The following is a 23619-nucleotide window of genomic DNA, read 5'->3' as shown; positions in this document are numbered from 1 at the left end:
AGCGGTAATGTTAACGTCTCGTTGAGCATCCGTTGCCGGATGCTCAACGAAGTCCCTACTTGTCGCCCGGCAAGAAATGGTCGCGGGCGCTTGCCCGGCCGCCGCCGGCGGTATCGGTGATGGTGACCTCGAGATCGCGCGAGGACTTCGGCAGATCGGCGGGCCCCACCTGCACCGACAGCCGGACCTCGCGGGTCTGGTCCTGCCCGACCTCGACGACGGGCTTGGCGCCGGGCGCGGCCTCGATGCCGGCAACGCGAATGGTGGCGCCGGGCAGCCCGGAGACCTCGATCGCAAACGATCGCTGTGCGCCCTTGTTGAGAATGCGCACGGTGTAGTCGTTGCGGACCCCGCCATCCGACAGCTGGACGAACAGCGGATTGCGCTCGTGCAGCACGTTGACGTCCATGGTCGCGCGCGTGGCGAGCGCGTACAGCATGATGCTGCCGACAATGGCGATCGCTGCGGTGTAGATCACCGTGCGCGGACGGACGATGCGATAGATCGGCGGCTTGCCCTCGCGCCGGCGCTGCATGTTGATGTCGGTGTCGTAGCCGATCAGCCCTTGCGGACGTCCGATCTCGCGCATGACGTTGTCGCAGGCGTCGATGCACAGGCCGCACTGGATGCAGCCGAGCTGGATGCCGTGTCGGATGTCGACGCCGGTCGGGCAGACGTTGATGCACTGGTGGCAGTCGACGCAGTCGCCGGCGAGGCCACCCTGCGCACGGGCAGATTCCGCCTTCTTCACCGACATGCGCGGCTCGCCGCGGTCGCGACGATAGGTGACGTTGAGTGCCCATTCGTCGGTCAAGGCCGCCTGGATGCGCGGCCACGGGCACATGTAGATGCACATCTGCTCTCGGGCATGGCCGGCGAAGACGTAGGTCGTCGCAGTCAGAATACCGATCCAGAGATAGGCGATGAACGGGGCCTGGAAGGTCGCGAGATCCTTCACCAGCGTCGGCGCATCGTCGAAATAGAGCACCCAGGCGCCGCCGGTCCACCAGGCGATCATGATCCAGAGGAAATGCTTCAGCGCGACCTTTCGGATGTGGTCGAACGTCCAGTAGTGCTTGTCGCCCTGCATGCGCTCGCGGCGGTCGCCCTCGACCCAGCGCTCGACGGCGTAGAACAGGTCGGTCCACACCGTCTGCGGGCAGAGATAGCCGCACCACAGCCGTCCCGCGACCGCGTTCATCAGGAAAAGCATCATCGCGGCGAGGATGAGCAGGCCGGTGAAATAATACACCTCCTGCGGCCATAGCTCGATGAAGAAGAAATAGAAGCGGCGATGCGGCAGATCGATCAGCACGGCCTGATCGGGCAGCCCGGGGCCTCTATTCCAGCGCACGAACGGCAGGAGATAGTAGACCCCGAGCGTAACGCAGAGGATCGCCCATTTGATGCGGCGGAACGGCCCATGGACCGACTGCGGATAGACCTTTCTTCGCTTCTCGTAGAGAGGTCCCTCGATGAAGGTGTCGTCGGTCATGGCAAATTCCCCCGCATTACAGGCTGCGTCCGCACGTTCAGGAGAACGCGCAGCCGCTGCTCAGGCCCAGCTTCTTGAACACGATGGCTGCGGGGCAGAAGCCCGTGAACGAGGCCTGCAGCATGTTGAGCCCGGCGAAGGCCGTCAGCAGGTACCAATAGGCATTCACATAGGTGCCCAGTGCGAGACCGAGCAGGACGACGAACCCCGCAAACGCGAGGACGGCTTTATCGACATTCATGGCAGGCTCCTTTTTGATCTTGCGACGTTACGAACGGGTCAAGTTGGCTTCGGTCCAGGCGACGATGCTGCGCGCATCCATCGCGCCGGAATGACGGGCGATCTCCCGGCCGCCGCGCATCAGCAGCAGCGTCGGAATGCCGCTGATGTTGAGCTGCGACGACAGAGCGGGTGCGTCGTCCGAATTCAGCTTCAACAGCCGCACGCCGGGCTCGAGCTGTTGCGCCGCGCGTGCGAACATCGGGGCCATGGCGCGGCAGGGTCCGCACCATGGTGCCCAGACGTCGACGAGCACGGGAATGTCGTTGCTGGCGACATGACGGCCGAAGGCGGCTTCGTCCACCTCGATCGGTTGGCCGGTGAACATCGGCTGGTGACAGGCGCCGCAGCGCGCACCTTCCGGAGCGCGCTCGGCGGGCAGGCGGTTGGTGCGCCCGCAATGTCCGCAGACGATCTGGCGTGTCGTGCTCATGTGCCGGTTCGGACCTCCTTGATCTTGGCGATGTTCAGCCGGTCGAGCAGGAAGCGCTCGTAGAACGGCTCACTCTCGCCGCGCCGCATCTTGCGCAGGAAGTACTTCTCGAAGGCGACCTTGGCGAAGTGCACCCATTCGCCCTTTGAGGACCAATTGACGTTGCGCGGCGGAATCTGCGGCTGCGCGAGGAAGGCGACGCCGGAATCGCCGAAATCGGCGAGGCAGATCGCGTTCCAGGTTGGCTGCGCCGTCGGCACCTTGCCACGGAGCAGGGCACCGATGTTGATCGCGGTCGCCGTCACCATGGATTCGATCATGAAGCCGGTCTTGGGCACGCCGACCGGCACCGGTGTCGCGCCGAGCGGCGCGATCGCCACGCAGACGCCGACTGCAAAGATGTTGGGGAAGGCCGGGTTCTGCTGGTGCTTGTCGACGATGACGAAGCCGCGCGGATTGGTCAGCTTCTCTATGCCGCGCACCGCCTCGACGCCGCGAAAGGCGGGCAACATCATCGAATAGGCGAATGGCAGCTCATGAGCCTTGCGGGACGTGCCGTCGTCGGCAAACTCCTCCACCGACATCAAGCCAGGAGCGACATTGTCGATGCGGGCATTGGTGATCCACTTGATGTGCTTCTCGCGCATCTCGCGTTCCAGCAGGCCCTTGGTATCGCCGACGCCGTCGAGACCGAGATGGCCGATATAGGGCTCCGAGGTGACGAACGTCATCGGCACCCGGTCACGCAGCTTCCGCCGGCGCAATTCCGTTTCCAGGATGAACAGGAACTCGTAGGCCGGCCCGAAGCAGGAGGCGCCCTGAACCGCCCCGATCACGACCGGACCGGGATTGGCTGCGAGCTTCTCCAACGCGTCACGGGCATGTGCGGCGTGATCGACGTGGCAGATCGACTGGGTATGGCCCTGCGGCCCGAGACCCGGAATCTCGTCGAAGGCGAGTTCGGGGCCGGTCGCGACGACCAGATAATCATAGTCGATCAACGTGCCGTCACCGAGTTCGACCCGGTTCTCCCCGGGGTGGACGCGCTTTGCGCCCTGCGTAAGCAGCCGCACGCCCTTGCGTTTCATGACATCAGCGAGATCGATCTCGATCTCTTCGCGCTTGCGCCAGCCGACGGCCACCCAGGGATTCGAGGGTACGAAATGATAGACCGCGCCTTGCGAGATGACGCTGACGCGGTCCTCCTTTCGCAACTGGGGCAGCAATTCATAGGCCATTAGCGTTCCGCTCAGACCGGCTCCGATTACGACAACTTCCGCCATGGGTACCTCCGTTGGACCAAGCCGCTCCGCCGGTTCAGTTCCGGCCGTCATGCAGCGCTTGACTATATATTCGTATTTTTGTATATACGCAAGTATGAAAATAGATGCCGAAGTCATGGAGCGGGCGGCGGATCAGGCGAGTGTGCTGCTCAAGGCGCTCTCGAACCGTCACCGTCTGCTCATCATCTGCCAGTTGATCGACGGCGAGCGGTCGGTCGGCGAGCTGGCCGAATTCCTCAGCTTGCGCGACTCCACGGTCTCCCAGCATCTTGCGCTCCTTCGCAAGGATGGCCTGGTCGCATCCAGGCGCGACGCGCAGACGATCTATTATTCGATCGCCAGCGAGCCAGCGCGTGAGGTGTTGAAGACGCTCTACCAAGCGTTCTGCGCACCGAAGTCCGCCAGGAGCAGACCTACGAGAGTTCGGGGAAGGGCGCCTTGACCAGGATCAACACGCTTCTCTCCCATGCAGATGAAATGAGCTGCGCCGCGGCGTGGTGATGCTTTGGTCGTGACACGGAAAAATCCCATGCGATGTATGGCGAAGTATTTTGGCCTGTTGGCTGCTTTCGCGGCGACAGGCTTGTCTGCAACAACGGCGACGGCAGCCGAAACACTCGTGGTCGCGCGACAGTCGATCGCGGACGAGAAGGCGGTATTCGCCACGGTCGAAAGCACCAGCGTGGTTCCCGCGCGCGGACGCATCGGCGGCACGGTGGCTCAGCTCAAGGTCAGGGAAGGGGATCGCGTTACCGCCGGCCAGGCGATCGCGGCCATCGGTGACGAGAAGCTTGTGCTGCAAATGAAATCGCTCGATGCCCAGATCGAGGCGCTGCAGGCGCAGGCCAACCAGGCACAACTCGATTTCACCCGAACCGAGGGGTTGGTCGAGCGCGGTATCCTGCCGCGGATCAAGCTGGACGAGCAGCGCACCGCGCTCAACGTCGCCGAGAACGGGCTGCGGGCCAAGACCGCCGAACGTGCCGTCATCAACGAGCAGCTCAACCAGGGACAGGTGCTCGCGCCGGCGGATGGGCGTGTGTTGAAACGGCTGATCACCGTGGGATCCGTCGTGCTCGCGGGCGATCCCATCGTCACCGTCGCCCAGCAGAATTTCAAGCTGCGGCTGCGCGTGCCGGAGCGCCACGCGCGCTTCCTCAAGGCCGGCGACAAGGTTCGCGTCGATGGCGCGGAGCTGGCGGGAGAGGCCTCGAAATGGGGCGTGGTCGACCTCGTCTATCCCCAGATCGAGGAGGGGCGCGTCATTGCGGATGCGACGGTCGAGGGGCTCGGCGAATATTTCGTCGGCGACCGCTTGCGGGTCTGGGTCGCCGCCGGAACGCGAACAGCCTTCGTCATTCCCGCGGGCTATGTAACGACGCGGTTCGGTATCGACTATGTCCGGATCCGGAAGGGCGACGAGGCGATCGACGTGCCGGTGCAGCGGGGCCGGCACCTGCCGACGCCGTCGCTTCCCGACGGCCTCGAAATCCTGTCGGGTATCCAGGCCGGCGACCAATTGGTGCGGCCGTGAATCTCGGGCTGTCAGGACGGTTGACCAGGTCGACCATCGCATCGCCACTCACCCCGCTGTTCCTGATCGGAGCGCTGGTCGTCGGGCTGATCGCCGTCGTGGCGATCCCGCGCGAGGAGGAGCCGCAGATCAGCGTTCCCATGGTGGATATCCGCGTCAATGCCGACGGCCTGCGCGCGCCGGACGCGGTGGAGCTGGTGAGCAAGCCGCTGGAATCGATCGTCAAGGGCATCGACGGCGTCGAGCACGTCTACAGCCAGACCGAGGACGACCGCGTGATGGTCACCGCGCGCTTCCTGGTCGGCACCAAGTTCGAGGATGCCATCCTGCGGGTGCACGAGAAGATCCGCGCCAACCTCGACCGCATTCCCGTCGGCATCCCCGAACCGCTGATCGTCGGGCGAGGCATCAATGACGTCGCGGTGACGGTGTTGACGCTGTCGCCGAAGCCCGAGGTCGCCGGCCGTTGGACCGACAAGGACCTCTACGAGCTCGCCGACAAGCTGCGCGCGGAGCTGATGAAGGTCGACGACATCGGGCTGACCTACATATCCGGCGGCGCCGCGCAACAGATCCGGGTCGAGCCCGATCCGGAGAAGCTGTCGTTGTTCGGCGTCACGCTTCAGCAGCTTGTGGCCAAGGTCAAGGACGCCAACCGCTCGTTCCTGGCGGGGCAGGTTCGCGATGCCGGCATCGTGCGGGGCGTCGCGGCGGGGCAGACGCTGTCAGGCATCCCCGACATCGGACTCTTGCTGATCACGAGCCGCGACGGCCGGCCGGTCTACGTCAAGGACGTCGCCTCCGTCGTCGTCGGTCCGAGCACCATCGAGCATCGCGTCTGGACGGATTCGCGCGGGGCCGCCGGCCAGTGGACGCGGACGCCCGCCGTCAGCCTGGCGCTGGCCAAGCGGGCCGGCGCCAATGCGGTCGTGGTGTCGGAGAATATCGCGGAGCGCCTCGAAGGGTTGAAGTCGCGCCTGATCCCCGAAGATGTCCAGGTGACGGTGACGCGCGACTACGGCGAGACCGCCAACGAGAAGGCCAACGAGCTGCTGTTCCACCTCGGCCTTGCGACCGTCTCGATCGTCGTCCTGATCGCGATTGCGATCGGCTGGCGCGAGGCGCTGGTGACCTTCGTCGTGATTCCGACCACGATCCTGCTCACGATGTTCGCCGCCAACCTCATGGGCTATACCATCAACCGCGTCAGCCTGTTCGCGCTGATCTTCTCCATCGGCATTCTCGTCGACGACGCCATCGTCGTGGTCGAGAACATCGCGCGGCACTGGGCCATGCGCGACGGCCGCCCGCGCCTGCAGGCCACCATCGAGGCGGTGGCGGAGGTCGGCAACCCCACCATCGTCGCGACGCTGACCGTGGTCGCCGCGCTGTTGCCGATGCTGTTCGTGTCGGGCCTGATGGGCCCCTATATGGCGCCGATCCCGGCCAACGCGTCGGCCGCCATGCTGTTCTCGTTCTTCGTCGCGATGGTGGTCGCGCCCTGGCTGATGCTCAAGCTCGCCCCGAAGGGCGAGGTTGCCTCGGCGCATGCGGAGCACGACGAAGGCCGGCTCGGCCGGCTCTACCGGCGCTTCGCCACGCCGATCGTGCGCAGCAAGCGGTCAGCCTGGTTGTTCCTGCTCGGCGTCGGCATCGCGACGCTGCTGTCGATGACGCTGTTTGCGACCAAGTCGGTGACGGTCAAGCTGCTGCCGTTCGACAACAAGTCCGAGATCGCCGTGGTCGTCGACCTGCCGGAAGGCGCGAGCCTGGAGGCGACCGAGCGCACACTGTTTGGCGCGGCCGAGATCGCGCGGCAATTGCCGGAGGTCACCTCGCTGCAATCCTATGCCGGCACGCCGGCGCCCTTCAATTTCAACGGCCTGGTGCGGCACTATTACCTGCGCGAGAGGCCCGAGCTCGGTGAGTTGCAGGTCAACCTGGCTGCGCGCGGCGAGCGCAAGCGCGCGAGCCATGAGATCGCGCTCGATCTGCGCGAGAAGCTGAAGGCGCTCGATCCGCCCGCGGGCACCAGCATCAAGGTGGTCGAGGTGCCGCCCGGGCCGCCGGTGCTGTCGACGCTGCTCGCGGAGGTCTACGGTCCGGATGCGACCACGCGCCGGGCGGTGACGGCCGAGCTCAAGAAGATCTTCGCCGAGGTGCCCTTCATCGTCGACATCGACGATTCCATCGGCGAGAAGCGGCCGCGGCTGCGGCTCTCGATCGACCAGGACCGGCTCGAATTCTTCGGCGTCGAGCAGCGCGACGTCTACGACACGATCCAGACGCTGTTCGGCGGCACCTCGATCGGCTATTCGCACCGCGGCGAGGACCGCAACCCGATCGAGATCGCGGTGCATCTCGGAAAGCGCGATCTGGTTTGGGACGAGGCGCTGGCCTCCACGCCGGTGCCAGCCAATACATTGCCCGGCAGCAAGACCGTGGTCGAGCTCGGTCAGGTCGTGAAGGCGACCATGGAAGAGGGCTCGCCGACCATCTTCCGCCGGGACGGCCGCTTCGCCGACATGGTGATGGCCGAGCTCGCCGGGCGCTTCGAGGCGCCGCTCTACGGCATGCTCGCGGTTGCCGATCGGGTCGATGCGCATGATTGGGGGAAGCTGCCGAAGCCCGCCATCAGCCTGCACGGCCAGCCATCGGACGAGTCGCGCCCCACGCTGCTGTGGGACGGCGAATGGGAGATCACCTGGGTGACCTTCCGCGACATGGGCGCCGCCTTCGGTGCGGCCATCCTCGGCATCTATGTGCTGGTCGTCGCCCAGTTCAGGAGCTTCCGTCTGCCGCTCGTCATCCTGACGCCGATTCCGCTGACGCTGATCGGCATCCTGATCGGGCACTGGCTGCTGGGAGCGCCGTTCACCGCGACCTCGATGATCGGCTTCATCGCACTCGCCGGCATCATCGTGCGCAACTCGATCCTGCTGGTCGACTTCATCAGGCACAGCGGCGGGGACGGCAAGTCGCTGCGCGAGGTCGTGCTGGAGGCCGGCGCGGTCCGCTTCAAGCCGATCCTGCTCACCGCGCTTGCGGCCATGATCGGAGCTGCGACCATCCTGCTCGATCCGATCTTTCAGGGATTGGCGATCTCGCTGCTGTTCGGGCTGGCCTCGTCAACCCTGCTCACCGTGCTGGTGATTCCCGCCATCTACATCGCCTTGCGCGCGCCGCGCGAGGCGGCTCCGACCACCGCCAAATCCAGCTAACGAGGGTCCGATGGACAAGAACTACGTCGACATCACCAGGAACATCTCCGCCAACCTGAAGAAGCTGCGCAGCGACATTCCCGATACGATGAAGGGATTCTCCGCACTCGCCCAGGCTGCCACGCGTGACGGCGCGCTGGACAAGAAGACCAAGGAGCTGATGGCGCTGGCGCTCGGCGTCGCCGCGCATTGCGACGGCTGCATCGGCTTTCACGCCGAGGCGCTCGTCAAGCTCGGCGCGAGCCGCGAAGAGATCGAGGAGACGCTCGGCATGGCCGTCTATATGGGCGGCGGGCCGTCGCTGATGTACGCCGCGGATGCGATCGCGGCGTATGAGCAGTTCCAGCAACAATCGACCGCCGCATGAGCGCGGTCACCTCGTAGGGGCATGCGAGCGGGACCGGGCGAATTGTCTCGTCCGGTCCCGGCCCTGACGTCTTCACGGATTACCAGCGGTCGCCCACGCCCACGCCGACGCTGACGCCAGGCGCGCGAATGCCGACGCTCGGGCCGTCATCGTAGTGACGATGATACGTCCGACGCTCATAGTAGCGATCACGCGGCATGTAGTTATAGGAATCGCGCACGATCACGCGCGAGCCGCTGCGCGTGCGATAGCAACGGCCGGCGTCGTCGCAGACGAGCCGCACCTGCTGGACCAGATTGGGATCGGTGTACTCGCTGGTCGTATAGATATCGGAAGCCCTCGCCCCCGAGACGGCTGCCAGGGCGCCCACGCCCGCCAACAGCGCAATCGTAAATGTCTTCATCGTGTCCTCCTCGAAACTGCCCTCGGCGGTAACAAGAAGGGGAGGCGGCGATCGTTCCCCGCCGCAATGCTCGTTTTTCCCGGAACCGTCGGTCGGTGACGGTTCCTAGACCGGCTCGTAGGTCTCGGTGCCGCAGATGTCGTCGGCTTCCGCCCGCCGGCGGTCCACGACCTTCCCGCCGTTGATCGTCACGATGTAGGTCTGGGCGCCCAGCGACGTGCCGGTCGCGGAGGTGAGCTGGGCGCGCACGCAAGCCGTCCAGCCCGGTCCGCGCAGCTCACGACGGGGCGGGGCGACGTGCACCTCGCGCGGATAGGAGGTGGCGAGGAAAACCACATCGATCTGCTCGCGCACCACACGCTTGACGTCGGGAGGCGCTTCGGGCGGGGGTTGCTCGGCCTCCTTGATGCGCATGAACTCGGGCACCGGCGCGCGGCTGTCGGCAAAGCCGCAGGCACCAAGCGCGAGCGCGCCGGCGAGCAGCGCCGCATGAGCAATGATCCGTAACATCCGTGAAAGTCCCCTGCGGGCGGACAGATAGGCACGAATGCGGTCGGGCGAAGTCCTTGCCGATCAAGATTTGCTGAGGCCTCCACAAGCCCTTGAACCCGCGGCATTTGCTATTCCGCGATGGCGGGCGAGTTTGTACCCCAGACGAAGGGGATTGCGCCGATGAGGGTTTTGGTCATCGCGGCCAGCCGTGCCGGCGCTGACCGCTGCCTCGGGGCAGGCGCAGGGCCGGCGGCCGCGCCGCCTCACTTGCGGGATCGACGACGAGGCGGCCGCGCCTGCCGCGCGGGTGACCGCAAGCCTGCGCTGGCGTTGCCGTCGCCGTGCCGCGTAATCATCATTGCATTGTGGATGCGATGCGAACGCTCGTTCACATCGCGGGCGCTAAGGCACAAAGGCGAGGCCGACGCGCTTGTCACGGCGCCAAACTGTGCGACAATTCCGCACGAACTCGTCGCGCGCGATCGAGAGCGTGAACGATTGCGGTAACGTGACGGGAGCGTCGAGGTCGATCGCCGCGCCGCCCGCCGACATGTTTCGCACCGTGCAGGCGATGCCGTTGTTTTCGAAGGTGATCGTTCCACCTTTGAAAACGCGGTGACGTTGCGCTGTACGCTTCTCGATCATCGGCGTCGGTCCATCACGATGATTGTGGAGTAATGCATAGAAATTACGTTGAACTAAACTCAATATCGGCGCTGCCCGCATGGCGCTTCAGACTTCGTTTACGACGTTCGAGCGGAGAGCATCTCCGCCGATTTCCCTGCAAGCTTTTCTTTTATGGCGTCACGGCGCCGATGGAGATTCCGATGAAGACCACGCTTTCGCTTCTGTTCGCCGCTGCGCTCTCGCTGTCGTCGATGCCCGCCCACGCCGTCAAATGGGACCTTTCGACCATGAGCTGCAAGCAGTTCCTCGAGAGCGGCGAAGACAACATCCAGGTCGTGCTGACCTGGATGGATGGCTGGTACAAGGGCGACGAGGACAACGCGATCATCGACACCGACGTGTTCATTGCGAACGCCAAGAAGTTTGGTGCCTATTGCGGAAAGAATCCGACCGCCAGCATCGTCACGGCGGCTGACGAGGTGCTCGGCAAGTAGCTGGAAGAGCGGACCGAAGCGCCGCCGCAGTCGCGGCTGGGGTCTCGATGCGATCGTGATGGAGAGCCGCGGTACGCTTTGCGCGCGCGGCTCTCGCTTTTTGATCAGCCCGGCAACATCGCGAACGCGCTGGATATCATCGCGGCCGGCTTGTTGTCGGTCGCCGACAGCAGCGTGACGCGGCCGAAGCTCATGGTGCGCCCGAGCCGCACCACGCGCGCGTCCGCCAGCACGTCCGACGAGGACACCGCGCGCATGAAATGCGTGGTCTGGTCGACCGTCGTCATCGGACGATAGCCACGATTGGCCGCAAGGATCGCGATCACCATCGCGGTGTCGGCGAGCGCCATCAGGGCCTGGCCGCAGACCACGCCGCCATGGCGGCACAACCGCTCCGAGAACGGCATGCGCAGCAGCGCGCCCGGCTGCCAGTCCGGCGCGTCCGCCGGCTGCGCGTGTTCGAGGCGCTCGACCGCGAGGTTGAGGTCCTGGACCCAGGGCGCAAAAACCTCGCCGAGGATGCGTCTAGCGTCGGGGAGGCCGAATTCGGCGTCTGGCTGGCTTTGCATTGCTGTCGTGCTCTCCTGTATTGCCGGATGTTTCGTCCCATTGTGTGCGCATCGGCGCGGCAAAGTCACCGGTCTCGCGGCGGTGCAGTCGGCTTGAAAATGCCCGACTTGGACCGGTATGATGCCTTGCTTGGGAACGGGTGGATGATGTTGCGTCGGTGTGTCCTCGTCTTTGGTATGATCGCCCTCGGCTTCGCGCTGAGCGGGTGCACCAAATGCGGCCCGATCTGGGACGATTGGCTGCATGGGCCCAAATCGTGCCGGTCGGACCGGTCCTAGCGGGCCCCTGACGGCCCCCGGCGCGGGCGATCCGTGCCTCATGGATGATCAAGGAGTAGACGATGAAGCTTTTCCGTATGGCGGCGGTGCTGCTGGCGGCGCTGGCGGGAACTGCCTATGCGCAAATGCCCAATATCAATTTGATGCAGGATGGCCCGAGCAAGTCCCCCGAGGAGAAGGCCGCGGAAGCCGAGCGCGAGAAGGCCTACAAGGAAACGCTGAAGAAGATTCCGGAGTCCAAGGCGTCCAACGATCCCTGGGGCGGCATGCGCGCCGATCCGCCGAAGCAGCCGGCGGCGCCGAAGGCATCGGCCGCAAGCAGCGCGCCGAAGAAGACCAAGAGCGGCACGGCCGCCAACTGACCAAAGCTTCGTCCGGGGGCAGCACAGGCCTTCGGACAGGACTCCTCTTCGGCCGGCCCGCGCCCTACATTTGCCTCTGAGCGTAGCGCGTAGAGGAGGGCAGGACATGGCCGATCGTCCGCGGGATCTCGCCGAGCGGATGGCGCGCCGGCGCAAGGCGGCCGGCAAGCCCGGCCCAACTTTCGGCGACGGCTATCTGCGCGAGACCTTCACGCTGCCGCGCGCGGCGGCGCGGGAACGCGCCCAGGCCTTCTTCGCCCGCTACCCCAAGGCCGGCTATATGAGTGCGGTCGAGACCTGGCGCGAACTGCCGGACGGCGACATCGAATTCACCATGCGGCGGCTGCCCAGCGCGGACTGAAGCCGGCCTCGAGCCTCGTCCTAGTCGAGGGTTTCGGCGACGATGCGGATCCGGAAGACGGGCTCCTTGGCCTCGTCCAGCAGCTCCATGTGCCATTCGGAATTTTCCTGGAGCTTGCGCGCAATGCCGGCGGTCATGTCGGCGCAGACATTGGTCATCTCTTTCCAGGCCGAATCGCGATCGGCAAATTCCGTCGCCTGGTCGGCGCAGCCGGAATAACGGCCATTCCGGATACGAAAGAAATAGAGCGGCATGGCTGGCACCGATCGCGCGTGACGGCCTCGCCCCCAAGGCCACGGGCGCGCGCAGTCCAATCCCAAACCTGCGTCAGATCAATTCCGGGCGGCTACGGATGATGCCGCCGCCAGCAGACATGCTGATCGCGGTCATATTCCCGCGACAAGGAAAATCTGTTGGTTGACGGTAGGTTACCCCGTGGTTCTCCGACCAAGAACAGAGTTCCTGGGCTGCATCCAGTCGCGTTCTTTGCGCCGCTGGGGGGAGACGCAACGCAGACCGGACCCGCCAACGGCTTCCGATGCACGCGGCGGCATGTGCCTTGCTTGCCGTGATGACGGCCAACAACATGGGTCCGTCATGCTCGGCATTCCCCGCCGCTACAGTCATTTCGTGTTCGGGATCATCCAGTCCGGACTGACCTCGCTGATCGCGGCGGGGATCGCCAGCTTGCCCGTCGGCAGCGCGACGATCTTCCTCGGCCACTGGATGGCGTCGTGGCTGGTCGCCTGGGCCGCCATGCTGCCGATCGTGCTCCTGGCCGCGCCCGCGATCCGCGCCTTCGCGCTGCGCCTGACCCGGGAGGAGAGGGATCCGCGCGCCGGTAACCAGGCATGAAAAAGCCCCGCCTGGGGAGAGCCAAGCGGGGCGGAGAGTTGTTGGAGGCTGAGGTGCTGGGCTGCAACACCATAGCCGAATCATCCTAGCCGGCTCCGCTTACGGCAGCCTGACAGGCGCCAGCTTGGCGGCCCGAGCCGAGGCCGCAGACTGGCCCCGCAGCGGTCCCAATTTCGACATCCGTTCGCACAACTGCGGTCACACAGGTCGGCAAGATTCCAGACCGTTCGGCGCAGCCATGGGGGAAACGTGGCTCGCCGACGATGGGGTGGCATCATGGATAACGTAGAGCGGTCGTTCGCCGCCGCGACAGCGGCTGGCTTCGTGGTGCTGGTGATCGGCCTCGTGCTACTCGCGCTGCTGTAGGGCGGGCACTGCCGGCAGTCGTGTCCTGCGATGATCGCAGGTCGCGTCATGCGGCATCTCAAAAGATGGAAAAACAACCCCATGCACAGTAGGCTGCATGGAATTCCTGTGACAATTGAATATCTTAGCTAAGGTATTCAGATACCTCGCGCGCAACGCGCTTAGTGGATCTTGATCTCGTTGAGCGGAAGTCGGAGCTCGCTGGCGCGCTCTTCGCGATCCTTCTTGCGGAACTCGTTTTCCTTGCGCTCGAACTTGATCAGCTCCTCACGCGCCGCCTCCAGCAGAGGATGGCGCCGGCTCGTTTCGTGGTGCTCGTTGTCCGTCATGACGGTCCCCAGAATTGCGGTCTCGTCCTGGAGAAGGCCTGGGACCGCGAAAAGGTTCGGTGCCATACGATTGCGGAATGATGACGGCGAAAGGACGTGAGCGCGGCTCGGCTATTTCGGCGGTTGCAGCCCGGGAGATTTGACCCAGTCGTGCAGATGATTTGCCATCTCGGCCTGACGCGCCTTCTTGAGCAGGGCGTCCCGTTCAGGGCCGGGCGGCAGCTTTGCGGCGTCGTCCTTGACCTGCTTGACCCAGGCGGTGAGCCGGTCCTGCAGGGTCAGCTGCTGCTTGAAACGTCGTCGCTTGAACAAAGCGCGCTCCTGTCCGCGCGAGGAAGGCGGGAGCGCGATCGGCGTTCTCGTCACCGATAATTGCCACGATCCGAGCGGTGATGAGGCTATTAGGGAGCAGCGATGGAGCGGCGTCTGTTCACTTGTGCGCACAGGGCGGGATCGAGGGGAGGGTTGCCAACAATCCGGCGACTGTCCAACGGACAGCACCCAAATCCGCAAAAGAACATATTGCGAACCTAGAACAAATAGGGTACATTGCTTTTATCGCCGCGCCGCCCTCGCAACTGTTTGTCCCTCACGCGAATCCTCGCCATAAGGAGCACGACCTATGTCCGCCACTGCCCTGCGTATCGTCGAAGGATCTTCCATGGACAAGAGTAAAGCTCTGGCCGCCGCGCTCTCCCAGATCGAGCGCCAGTTCGGCAAGGGCTCGGTGATGAAGCTCGGCAAGAACGACCGGTCCATGGACATCGAGGCGGTGTCGTCGGGCTCGCTCGGGCTCGATATCGCACTCGGCATCGGCGGCCTGCCCAAGGGGCGCATCGTCGAGATCTACGGGCCGGAATCCTCAGGCAAGACCACGCTGGCGCTGCATACGGTGGCGGAAGCGCAGAAGAAGGGCGGCATCTGCGCCTTCATTGACGCCGAGCACGCGCTCGACCCGGTCTATGCCCGCAAGCTCGGCGTCAACATCGACGAGCTGCTGATCTCGCAGCCCGACACCGGCGAGCAGGCGCTGGAGATCTGCGACACGCTGGTGCGCTCCGGCGCAGTGGACGTGATGGTGATCGATTCGGTCGCGGCGCTGGTGCCGAAGGCCGAGCTCGAGGGCGAGATGGGCGATGCGCTGCCGGGCCTGCAGGCCCGCCTGATGAGCCAGGCGCTGCGCAAGCTCACGGCCTCGATCAACAAGTCCAACACCATGGTGATTTTCATCAACCAGATCCGCATGAAGATCGGTGTGATGTACGGCTCGCCCGAGACCACCACCGGCGGCAACGCGTTGAAATTCTACGCCTCCGTCCGCCTCGACATCCGCCGCATCGGCGCGATCAAGGAGCGCGACGAGGTGGTCGGCAACACCACGCGCGTCAAGGTGGTCAAGAACAAGCTGGCGCCCCCCTTCAAGCAGGTCGAGTTCGACATCATGTACGGCGAGGGCGTCTCCAAGATGGGCGAGATCCTCGATCTTGGCGTCAAGGCCGGCATCGTCGAAAAATCCGGCGCCTGGTTCTCCTATGACAGCCAGCGCCTCGGCCAGGGCCGCGAGAACTCGAAAGCGTTCTTGAAGGCCAACCCCGACATCACCGCCAAGATCGAGACCGCGATCCGCCAGAACTCCGGCCTGATCGCCGAGCAGATCCTGGCCGGCACGCCCGAGCGCGACGCCGACGGCGAGGAGCCGGCGGACGAGTAAGCCTTAACGCGAAGAGTTTTTCGCGAGAAGCGGGCACTGAGGACGTTGAGTTGCCGACGTCTTCGGTGCCCGTTTCGTTTATGTGTGCGTTGATCAGGTGGTGTGATGAAGCGGCTGATCTTGACCGGTTGGGGCGGCGGCAGGGAGCTTGCTCGATCGGGCTTTGCCGAGATCGTTATCCCGTTCCATTTTCAATTTGAGTGGGGGCCGCTCCCGCGGGCGGAAAAGCTCTCGGCTTATTTGGCTGCCTATGCCGCCGATCTTGGCCCGGCCGAACACTGGTCGGATTGGGTCCGCTGGCCAAAGGGCGCCAAGGGCCGCAAATCATCGCTGGCCGAGTTTTGCGAGCGGTATGACGAGATCGAACTCTGGTTCGCGGCCACGCCCCGCGACCAGCTGCAACTGGTCTGGTTGCTCGATCACCTCAGCAGCTATCCTGCGCTCGCGCAGAGGTTCGCGGTCCGATTGCTGGCCTCCGATCTGATGTTCAGTCCGGACTATAATTTCGCTGAGGCCGAGCCTGATATTAATGTCATGGACGTTGGCACGGAGGAGTTCGAGATCGGCAAATCGGCGTGGTCCGCCTACTGCGCGCCGACTCCTGAAGCTTGCATCGATCTCCTTCGCCGTGATCTCAGTGCCTTGCTGATGCTGCGGCCCGCCTTGCTCGACCTGCTGGCAGAGCTCCCGTCTCCTTTGACGGGACTCGGTGCGACCGAGATGCGATTCCTTGAGATGCTTGCCTGGTATGCGAACACGAATCCGTTGTTCCATCTACGCTCGCTACGGCGCACAGATGTGTTCGGCGAGATCGAACTGGGATATTTGATCGAAGGCCTCGCACTCGGCCCAAAGCCCGCAGTGGCCGGTCTGGGCGAAGAACTTCGTACGATCGACCTGCAAAATTTGCGAGCTCGGCACCAGGTCTACCTGCGCAGCCGCCTCTCGCTGACCGATTTCGGAAAGGCTGTCCTGGCCCATCAGGAAGACTTCAGCCGACACAACCCGATCGATCGCTGGTGGGGCGGCACGCATCTGACCAATGATCGACTGTGGCGCTACGGCGCCGTCCTGACGAAGCCGTGAGGACCCCGCATGGCGCGGCTCATCGTGACGACAGATTCGGCCGCCGCCGGCGCGATACGAGGGGCCGGCCTTGGCGATCTCGTCATTGCGATCGAGCGTCGACTCGTCTGGGGAACGCTGCCGTCCGATGCGGAACGCCAGGTATTTTTCTCCCCACGTACGACTCAGCCGAACGGCCTGCACTGGCTGGACGACACGCCGGCCTGGCGCCTGGAGGGAACTGGGTTGAAGGGACGCGGACTGATTGACCTATTGTCCGAATGCGACACGGCCGAGCTGTGGATGGGACCAGAGCCGAATGCACAATTACTTCTGCTCTGGCTGCTCGATCACCTCAGCAGCGAGGATGGGGCAGCTTCCAAGCTCTCAATGCGTCACCTGGACTTTGCCGTCGGTGGTGTCGAGCCAGAGCAACTTGCGAAGCTGAACCCGCATATGGCCAGGTTGACGCAGCATCACCTTGCACTGGCCGGTCGCGCGTGGTGCGCTTATTGCGAACCCACGCCGCAGGCCTGGTTCGAGCTCCTCAAGATCGATCTGGGTTTGCTTCCGCAGCTCGAGCGCTGCGCTGTTGATGTTCTCTCAGAGCTTCCGAGCGTGACCACCGGTCTTGGAGCGACGGAGACGCGAATGCTGGAGTTGATCGCACCAGGGAATGTGCAGCCCTTCGACGTCTTCCCGGGGCATAAGAAACCCAACGAGCGGCGCGTCTTTGACTACTGGGAGGTCGGCGAGCTGCTCGATGGACTCGCGCGCTGTCCAATGCCGGCCGTAGCCGGGCTGGACGAGGGGCCATTCACGCTGGACATGCATGATGATGTCCCCCGTCACGCACGGTACAAGCAGTCCCAATTGTCCTTTACGGACCTGGGACAGGCGGTGCTGGCCAGGGCGGAGGATTTTCGCCGTCACAACCCGATCCGCCGCTGGTGGGGTGGCACGCTTCTCACCAACGAGCGGCTCTGGCGCTGGGATCGCGAGAGCCGGATGTTGATCGCGCCTGACTGACGCGTGTTGCTCCCGTAATGCGCATCAATTTCGAGAGGAGCAATCTTGTCACATCTGATCCTGACGACCAACGATCATGCGGAAGAGGTGCTTCGCCAGTCGTGCCGGGCGAACGTCGCGCTCGGATTCTATCCGCGTTTTGTCGGGAGGAAATTGCCTTCGGACGAGCGCCTCTTGATGGGCCTGGAGCGTCGATCGGCCAAGCATTGCAATCCCGGCGATCATTGGCTCGATCACGCTCGCTGCGGCTCGCTCGACGGCTTCGGCACGCGCGATATCGGTTTCTTCGAGCTGTGTGCGAAGTTCGAATCGATCGAGATATGGGCTGATCCCCGGCCCAATGATCAGCTGGTGCTGATCTGGCTGCTGAACCTGCTTCGCCCCTACAGGGAAATCGTGACCAAGCTGAGCCTTGTGCATGCGGACGACATTATTGCGAACTATGCTGCGGAGTCTGTCGCAAAATGGAAGCTGCCGACCTTCAAGGTGGCCGAGAACCATTTGGTGTTGGCAAGCCGTGCCTGGCGGGCCTATCGGGCTCAAACGCCAGAGCCCTGCTTCGATCTGCTGATGACGGATCTGACGATCCTGCCGAGACTTCGACCGGCTCTGATAGCAGTGCTCGAAGAGCTTCCGGACAGCGTGACGGGACTCGGTGCCACTGAAATGGATTTGTTGGATTATGTGAATGACGGGGAAACCGACCCGCGGATCGTCTGCAATGGCAGATTGATTCGCGACGTATTCGGCGAAAACGACGCGCGCGACGCTTTGCTCGAACTGGGGGGACATCCGACGCCGGCGCTCTTGTTGGGAGATCCGGCGTTCACCAACGAGGACCGTTACTTCTGCAGGAGTGAGTGGAAGCTCACGCTCACTGAACTCGGGCGTTCGCTTCTGGCCCGCGAAGACGACATGTGGCGCCACAACCGGATTTATCGCTGGTGGGGCGGGACTGAGCTGACCAATGAGCGGTTGTGGCGCTGGGACCGGGAAAGTCGGTTGTTGATTGGGCCTTAGACCAGCCGCGCATTCGGTGCCGTAGGGTGGGCAAAGGCGCGCAAGCGCCGTGCCCACCATCTTTCACCGCGTACAAAGGTGGTGGGCACGCTTGCGCTTTGCCCACCCTACGAAACTACGAAACCGCCGTCGCGGCTTACTCCGCGGCTTGCGCGTAATCGCTCACCGGCGGGCAGGAGCACACCAGGTTGCGGTCGCCATAGACGTTGTCAACGCGGCCCACCGGGCTCCAGTATTTGTCGGTGCGCGAGGTGCCGGCGGGGAAGCAGCCTTCGGCCCGGGTGTAGTCGCGCTTCCAATCATCGTCCGCGATGTCGTGCACGGTGTGCGGGGCGTGACGCAGCGGCGAGGCCTCGATCTTGAAGCGGCCGGCCTCGACCTCGGCGATCTCCTTGCGGATCGCGATCATGGCGTCGCAGAACCGGTCCAGCTCGGCCTTCGATTCCGACTCGGTCGGCTCGATCATCAGCGTGCCCGGCACCGGGAAGCTCATGGTCGGCGCGTGGAAGCCGTAATCGATCAGGCGCTTGGCAATGTCATCGACGGTGACGCCTGAGGTCGTCTTCAGCGGACGGGGATCGACGATGCACTCGTGGGCGACACGGCCCTTCTCGTTCTTGTAGAGCACCGGGAAGTGCGGATCGAGGCGGGCTGCGATGTAGTTGGCGTTGAGGATCGCAATCTCGGTGGCGCGCTTCAGGCCTTCGCCGCCCATCATCAGGATGTAGATGTAGGAGATGGTCAGGATCGAGGCCGAGCCGAACGGCGCGGCCGAGACCGGGCCGACCGGAGCTTCCGCATTCGTCGCGGGATGGCCGGGCAGGAACGGCGCGAGATGCGCCTTCACGCCGATCGGGCCCATGCCGGGGCCGCCGCCGCCATGCGGGATGCAGAAGGTCTTGTGCAGGTTGAGATGGCTGACGTCGGCGCCGTAATCGCCGGGCCTGGAGAGCCCGACCTGGGCGTTGAGGTTGGCGCCGTCGAGATAGACCTGGCCGCCATGGCCGTGCACGATCTCGCAGATCTCGCGGATATGCTCCTCGAACACGCCATGGGTTGAGGGATAGGTGATCATGATAGCGGCGAGGTCGTTCGAATGTTTCTCCGCCTTGGCGCGGAGATCATTGACGTCGACGTCGCCGTTCTTCTCGCAGGCGACCACCACCACGTCCATGCCGGCCATCGCGGCCGAAGCCGGATTGGTGCCGTGGGCGGAGGAGGGGATCAGGCAGATCTTGCGGTGGCTCTCGCCGCGCGCGGCGTGATAGCCGCGGATCGCGAGCAGGCCGGCATATTCGCCTTGCGCGCCCGAGTTCGGCTGCAGCGAGATCGCATCATAGCCGGTGATGTCGCACAGCCATTTTTCCAGCCGCGCGAACAGCGCGTGATAGCCGCTCGCCTGCTCGCGCGGCACGAACGGGTGCAGCGTCGCGAATTCCGGCCAGGTCAGCGGCATCATCTCGGTGGTCGCGTTCAACTTCATGGTGCAGGACCCCAGCGGGATCATGGCGCGGTCGAGCGCGAGGTCGCGATCTGAGAGCTTGCGCATGTAGCGCAGCATTTCGGTCTCGGAGCGATGCGCGTGGAAGACGGGATGGGTGAGGAACGCGGTGGTGCGCTTCAAATCGTCCGGTAGCGCTTCGCGCGTCTCGGCATCGATCTCGGCGTAGGCAAGCGTGCCGCCGAAGGCGCGCCAGACCGCTTCGACCGTCGCCGGCGTCGTGGTCTCGTCGAGCGCAATGCGCAAGGCGGTTTCGCCGACGCCGAGATTGATCTTCTCGGCGGTCGCGCGCGCGACGATCTCGGCGCGCCCGGCGCCGGCATCGACGCTGAGCGTATCGAAGAAGGTCTCCGATTGCGGCGCAAAGCCGAGCTTGCGCAGGCCGCTCGCCAGCACCGCGGTGCGGCGATGCACGTTGCGCGCGATCTGCGCAAGGCCTTCGGGGCCGTGATAGACCGCATACATCGAGGCGATCACGGCAAGCAGCACCTGCGCGGTGCAGATGTTGGAGGTCGCCTTTTCGCGGCGGATGTGCTGCTCGCGGGTCTGCAGCGCGAGACGATAGGCCGGCATGCCGCGCGAATCCACGGACAGGCCGACGATGCGGCCGGGCAGCGAGCGCTTCAGCGCATCGCGCACCGCCATATAGGCCGCGTGCGGTCCGCCAAAGCCCATCGGCACGCCAAAGCGCTGCGCCGAGCCGATCGCGATATCGGCCCCGAGCTCGCCGGGCGAGGCGATCAGCGTCAGCGCCAGCAGGTCAGCGGCGAGAATCGCCAGCGCGCCCTTGGCCTTGAGCGCCGATATCGCGGGCTTGAGGTCGCGCAATGCGCCCGATGAGCCCGGATATTGCAGCAGCGCGCCGACCACGTCCGCCTTGTCGAGATCGGTGAGGGGATCGCCGACGATCAGGCTCCAGCCGAGCGGCTCGGCGCGGGTGCGCATCACCGCCAGCGTCTGCGGATGCACGTCCTTGTCGACGAAAAAGGCCTTTGCCTTGACCTGCGAGTGCCGCTCCGCCAGCGCCATGGCTTCGGCGGCGGCGGTCGCTTCATCGAGCAACGAGGCGTTGGCGACATCGAGCCCGGTGAGGTCGCAGATCATGGTCTGGAAGTTGAGCAGCGCTTCCAGCCGGCCTTGGCTGATCTCGGGCTGGTAGGGCGTGTACGCCGTGTACCAGGCCGGATTTTCCAGAATGTTGCGCTGGATCACCGCGGGCAGGATGGTGCCGGAATAACCTTGGCCGATCAGCGAGGTGAAGACCTGGTTCTGTCGCGCCAGCTCGGCCATATGCGCGATCGCCTCGGTCTCGCTGAGCGGCTTGCCGAGATCGAGCGGGACCGCCTGCCGGATCGATGCCGGCAGCGTCTCCGCCATCAGCGCGTCGACGCTTCTAGCGCTGACGGCCTCCAACATGGCGGTGATGTCGCGCGCCGAGGGGCCGATATGGCGGCGAACGAAACTGGTGGCGGTGTCGCCGTTGCTCTTGCGGTGCGCGGTCATCATGGGTCCTCGCTTTAGGTCATCTGTCGCTGTCATCGTCCGGGACGGGAGCGCGATGACGCGGTTGTTCGCCTCACCACTCCGCTGTCATGCCCCGCGAAGGCGGGGCATCCAGTAAACGCAGGCGTTTCGGCTAGGGCCGATGGGCCGCGGCGTACTGGATCACCCGCCTTCGCGGGTGATGACACCGAGAATGGGAAAACAGCTCGCTTCATCTCACGCCGTGTGGGCCTTGTAGGCGGCTTCGTCCATGAGGCCGCCGAGCTCGCTTTTGTCGGCAATTTTGATCTTGAAGAACCAAGCTTTGCCTTGCGCGTCCGAGTTCACCAGCGCCGGCTCGGCAACGAGCTCGGCATTGGTCTCGAGCACCTCGCCGGTGACGGGCGCGTAGACGTCCGAAGCCGCCTTGACGGACTCGACGACGGCAGCGGCCTCCGCCTTCTTCAACGCGCGGCCGACCTTGGGCAGTTCGACGAACACGACGTCACCGAGCTGCTGCTGGGCATAATCGGTGATGCCGACGGTGGCGACATCGCCGTCGATCGCCAGCCATTCGTGGTCGGAGGTGTACAGCGTCGTGGTCATTTCGAATCCTCAGCGTTTGTAGGTGTTCTTGACGAAGGGCATGGCGGCGACGGCGAGCGGCAGTCGCTGGCCGCGCACCTCGGCGAACAGCTTGGTGCCGAGCGCGCTCAGTTTGGTCGGCACGTAGCCCATCGCGACCGGCGCATTCAGGCTTGGGCCGAAGCCGCCCGATGTGACTTGTCCGATCGGCTCGCCGGCATTGGCGTCGGCAAACAGCAGCGCGCCCTCGCGCACCGGCGCGCGGCCCTCGGCACGCAGGCCGACGCGGCGGCGGGTGGCGCCGTTGTCGAAATGCGCGAGGATCTTGTCGGCGCCGGGAAAGCCGCCGGCGCGCGCGCCGCCGCTGCGGCGGCTCTTCTGCACCGACCATTCCAGGGCGGCCTCGACCGGCGTGGTCGCGGTGTCGATGTCGTGGCCGTAGAGGCAGAGGCCGGCCTCCAGCCGCAGGCTGTCGCGGGCGCCGAGGCCGATCGGCAGCACGTCGGGATTTTCCAGCAGCATTTTGGCGAGGCGTTCGGCATCGCCTGACGGAACCGAGATCTCGAACCCGTCCTCGCCGGTGTAGCCGGAGCGCGAGACGAAGCACTTGATGCCGGCGACCTCATGCGGACCGGAATCCATGAACTTCATGGACGGCGCAGCTGCACACAATTTCGCCAGCACCGTTTCGGCCTTCGGGCCCTGCAGCGCGAGCAGCGCGCGGTCGGCGAGGGGATCGACGACGCAGTCGCCCGAGAGATTCGCGCGCAGATGCGCCTCGTCCTCCGCCTTGCAGGCGGCGTTGACGACCAGGAACAGGTGATCGCCGAAATTGGCGACCATGAGGTCATCGAGAATGCCGCCGTCCGCGTTGGTGAACTGGGCATAGCGCTGCCGTCCCGGCGCGATCGCCACGATGTCCTGCGGCACCAGCCGCTCCAGCGCGCGGGCGGCGTCCTCGATCCTCCCCGACTTCGGCCGCAGCGCGAGCTGGCCCATATGGGAGACGTCGAACAGGCCGGCTTTGGAGCGGGTATGGAGGTGCTCCTTCAGCACGCCCGCGGGATATTGCACGGGCATGTCATAGCCCGCGAACGGCACCATCTTGCCGCCCAGGGAGACATGAAGCCCATGAAGGGGCGTCCGTTTCAGGGAGTCTTGGTCGTGCGCTAGCATCATGGGGGCCCTCGGCGGTTCCCCGGGGACGATTCCCCGAGACAACCAGTCGAAGCCCCATCTGTCGCTGTGCCTGAGAGTATTATCCCGTCGGCGGACGCAGTCCGGGTCTAGACCCGTCGGCGCCTCTTTCCAGATGCTGTCAAAGCCACGCGGTCCTTTTGCCTGAGAGTTTCCGGGGCGGTTGCTCCTTCGGCGCCGGCTGCCTAAAGCCGGTCTCTCCCGACGTGGCCGTACGATACAGATGGGTACAGACCACAGGCTGGCCAAGCCTGTCAACGCGTCCGCGCGTCCTATCCAA

The 23619-nt window shown here is 64.7% G+C and carries 26 protein-coding genes and 1 riboswitch; of the genes, 12 read left to right on the top strand and 14 right to left on the bottom strand.

The window, feature by feature from the left end:
• Positions 1–55 precede the first annotated feature (55 nt).
• The 4 genes from ccoG to DCM79_RS16980 are packed head-to-tail and all read right to left on the bottom strand — an operon-like array spanning position 56 to position 3490.
• Positions 56–1495, bottom strand: coding sequence for a cytochrome c oxidase accessory protein CcoG (gene ccoG / locus DCM79_RS16995; RefSeq protein WP_257175461.1), 1440 nt, complete (start codon positions 1493–1495; stop codon positions 56–58).
• Positions 1496–1532: 37 nt separating this feature from the next.
• Entirely contained in the window at positions 1533–1736 is a 204-nt protein-coding gene (locus DCM79_RS16990; protein ID WP_011088520.1) for a DUF2892 domain-containing protein, read from the bottom strand.
• 27 nt (positions 1737–1763) lie between these two features.
• On the bottom strand, positions 1764–2207 hold the full coding sequence (gene trxC, locus DCM79_RS16985) for a thioredoxin TrxC (protein ID WP_257175460.1): 444 nt from the start codon (positions 2205–2207) through the stop codon (positions 1764–1766).
• Positions 2204–3490, bottom strand: coding sequence for an NAD(P)/FAD-dependent oxidoreductase (locus DCM79_RS16980; RefSeq protein WP_257175459.1), 1287 nt, complete (start codon positions 3488–3490; stop codon positions 2204–2206). Before DCM79_RS16980 ends, trxC begins: the two co-directional genes overlap by 4 nt.
• Positions 3491–3605: 115 nt before the next feature.
• On the opposite strand from DCM79_RS16980, the gene DCM79_RS16975 reads away from it, so the two are divergent.
• The 4 genes from DCM79_RS16975 (at position 3606) to DCM79_RS16960 (ending at position 8612) form a co-directional block, all read left to right on the top strand.
• The gene (locus DCM79_RS16975) at positions 3606–3932 is read left to right on the top strand and encodes a helix-turn-helix transcriptional regulator (protein ID WP_257180778.1); all 327 of its coding nucleotides are present in this window, start codon (positions 3606–3608) and stop codon (positions 3930–3932) included.
• A gap of 96 nt (positions 3933–4028) precedes the next feature.
• On the top strand, positions 4029–5024 hold the full coding sequence (locus DCM79_RS16970) for an efflux RND transporter periplasmic adaptor subunit (RefSeq protein ID WP_373568078.1): 996 nt from the start codon (positions 4029–4031) through the stop codon (positions 5022–5024).
• Positions 5021–8245, top strand: coding sequence for an efflux RND transporter permease subunit (locus tag DCM79_RS16965; RefSeq protein WP_257175457.1), 3225 nt, complete (start codon positions 5021–5023; stop codon positions 8243–8245). Before DCM79_RS16970 ends, DCM79_RS16965 begins: the two co-directional genes overlap by 4 nt.
• A 10-nt stretch (positions 8246–8255) precedes the next feature.
• The gene (locus DCM79_RS16960) at positions 8256–8612 is read left to right on the top strand and encodes a carboxymuconolactone decarboxylase family protein (RefSeq protein ID WP_028137402.1); all 357 of its coding nucleotides are present in this window, start codon (positions 8256–8258) and stop codon (positions 8610–8612) included.
• Positions 8613–8691: 79 nt separating this feature from the next.
• On the opposite strand, the gene DCM79_RS16955 is transcribed toward DCM79_RS16960, so the two are convergent.
• From DCM79_RS16955 to DCM79_RS16945, 3 genes are all read right to left on the bottom strand, one after another.
• Positions 8692–9015, bottom strand: a complete 324-nt coding sequence (locus DCM79_RS16955; protein ID WP_257175456.1) for a hypothetical protein — start codon at positions 9013–9015, stop codon at positions 8692–8694.
• 105 nt (positions 9016–9120) lie between these two features.
• Positions 9121–9525: a hypothetical protein gene (locus DCM79_RS16950; RefSeq protein ID WP_257175455.1), complete on the bottom strand. Its 405-nt coding sequence runs from the start codon at positions 9523–9525 to the stop codon at positions 9121–9123.
• Positions 9526–9909: 384 nt separating this feature from the next.
• A complete protein-coding gene (locus DCM79_RS16945) occupies positions 9910–10152 on the bottom strand; it encodes a PilZ domain-containing protein (protein ID WP_257175454.1) in 243 nt (80 codons plus the stop codon).
• 182 nt (positions 10153–10334) lie between these two features.
• Between DCM79_RS16945 and DCM79_RS16940 the strand changes: the two genes are divergently transcribed.
• Positions 10335–10628, top strand: a complete 294-nt coding sequence (locus DCM79_RS16940) for an HdeA family protein (protein WP_164718979.1) — start codon at positions 10335–10337, stop codon at positions 10626–10628.
• 104 nt (positions 10629–10732) lie between these two features.
• Here DCM79_RS16940 and DCM79_RS16935 read toward each other — a convergent pair whose 3' ends face one another.
• Complete coding sequence (locus DCM79_RS16935) at positions 10733–11197, bottom strand: PaaI family thioesterase (RefSeq protein ID WP_257175453.1); 465 nt, start codon at positions 11195–11197, stop codon at positions 10733–10735.
• Between the two features lie 341 nt (positions 11198–11538).
• On the opposite strand from DCM79_RS16935, the gene DCM79_RS16930 reads away from it, so the two are divergent.
• A complete protein-coding gene (locus DCM79_RS16930; protein WP_257175452.1) occupies positions 11539–11838 on the top strand; it encodes a hypothetical protein in 300 nt (99 codons plus the stop codon).
• Positions 11839–11944: 106 nt separating this feature from the next.
• The gene (locus DCM79_RS16925) at positions 11945–12199 is read left to right on the top strand and encodes a hypothetical protein (RefSeq protein ID WP_257175451.1); all 255 of its coding nucleotides are present in this window, start codon (positions 11945–11947) and stop codon (positions 12197–12199) included.
• A gap of 20 nt (positions 12200–12219) precedes the next feature.
• On the opposite strand, the gene DCM79_RS16920 is transcribed toward DCM79_RS16925, so the two are convergent.
• Positions 12220–12453, bottom strand: a complete 234-nt coding sequence (locus tag DCM79_RS16920) for a hypothetical protein (protein WP_018316629.1) — start codon at positions 12451–12453, stop codon at positions 12220–12222.
• Between the two features lie 343 nt (positions 12454–12796).
• Here DCM79_RS16920 and DCM79_RS16915 point away from each other — a divergent pair, with 343 nt between their 5' ends.
• On the top strand, positions 12797–13054 hold the full coding sequence (locus tag DCM79_RS16915; RefSeq protein ID WP_257175450.1) for a DUF2798 domain-containing protein: 258 nt from the start codon (positions 12797–12799) through the stop codon (positions 13052–13054).
• A 527-nt stretch (positions 13055–13581) separates the two neighbouring features.
• Here the strand turns inward: DCM79_RS16915 and DCM79_RS16910 are convergent.
• Both DCM79_RS16910 and DCM79_RS16905 read right to left on the bottom strand, forming a co-directional pair.
• Positions 13582–13749, bottom strand: coding sequence for a hypothetical protein (locus DCM79_RS16910; protein ID WP_257175449.1), 168 nt, complete (start codon positions 13747–13749; stop codon positions 13582–13584).
• A gap of 111 nt (positions 13750–13860) precedes the next feature.
• Positions 13861–14061, bottom strand: coding sequence for a hypothetical protein (locus tag DCM79_RS16905; RefSeq protein ID WP_257175448.1), 201 nt, complete (start codon positions 14059–14061; stop codon positions 13861–13863).
• 310 nt (positions 14062–14371) lie between these two features.
• Between DCM79_RS16905 and recA the strand changes: the two genes are divergently transcribed.
• The 4 genes from recA to DCM79_RS16885 all read left to right on the top strand — a co-directional run bounded on the left by recA (position 14372) and on the right by DCM79_RS16885 (position 18574).
• Entirely contained in the window at positions 14372–15460 is a 1089-nt protein-coding gene (gene recA / locus DCM79_RS16900) for a recombinase RecA (RefSeq protein ID WP_061882979.1), read from the top strand.
• 105 nt (positions 15461–15565) lie between these two features.
• Positions 15566–16546, top strand: coding sequence for a hypothetical protein (locus DCM79_RS16895; protein ID WP_257175447.1), 981 nt, complete (start codon positions 15566–15568; stop codon positions 16544–16546).
• Between the two features lie 9 nt (positions 16547–16555).
• Entirely contained in the window at positions 16556–17554 is a 999-nt protein-coding gene (locus DCM79_RS16890) for a hypothetical protein (protein ID WP_257175446.1), read from the top strand.
• A gap of 45 nt (positions 17555–17599) precedes the next feature.
• Positions 17600–18574, top strand: a complete 975-nt coding sequence (locus DCM79_RS16885) for a hypothetical protein (RefSeq protein ID WP_257175445.1) — start codon at positions 17600–17602, stop codon at positions 18572–18574.
• Positions 18575–18710: 136 nt separating this feature from the next.
• Here DCM79_RS16885 and gcvP read toward each other — a convergent pair whose 3' ends face one another.
• From gcvP to gcvT, 3 genes are all read right to left on the bottom strand, one after another.
• The gene (gene gcvP / locus DCM79_RS16880) at positions 18711–21578 is read right to left on the bottom strand and encodes an aminomethyl-transferring glycine dehydrogenase (protein WP_257180777.1); all 2868 of its coding nucleotides are present in this window, start codon (positions 21576–21578) and stop codon (positions 18711–18713) included.
• A gap of 216 nt (positions 21579–21794) precedes the next feature.
• Positions 21795–22163, bottom strand: a complete 369-nt coding sequence (gene gcvH / locus DCM79_RS16875; protein WP_257175444.1) for a glycine cleavage system protein GcvH — start codon at positions 22161–22163, stop codon at positions 21795–21797.
• A gap of 9 nt (positions 22164–22172) precedes the next feature.
• Positions 22173–23321, bottom strand: a complete 1149-nt coding sequence (gene gcvT, locus DCM79_RS16870; protein WP_257175443.1) for a glycine cleavage system aminomethyltransferase GcvT — start codon at positions 23319–23321, stop codon at positions 22173–22175.
• Between the two features lie 141 nt (positions 23322–23462).
• Positions 23463–23553, bottom strand: a riboswitch (glycine riboswitch).
• Between the last annotated feature and the right edge of the window lie 66 nt (positions 23554–23619).

This window comes from Bradyrhizobium sp. WBOS07 (genome assembly GCF_024585165.1).
GTDB classification, from domain to species: Bacteria; Pseudomonadota; Alphaproteobacteria; order Rhizobiales; family Xanthobacteraceae; genus Bradyrhizobium; species Bradyrhizobium japonicum_B.
This window is presented reverse-complemented; position numbering and strand designations above follow the sequence as displayed.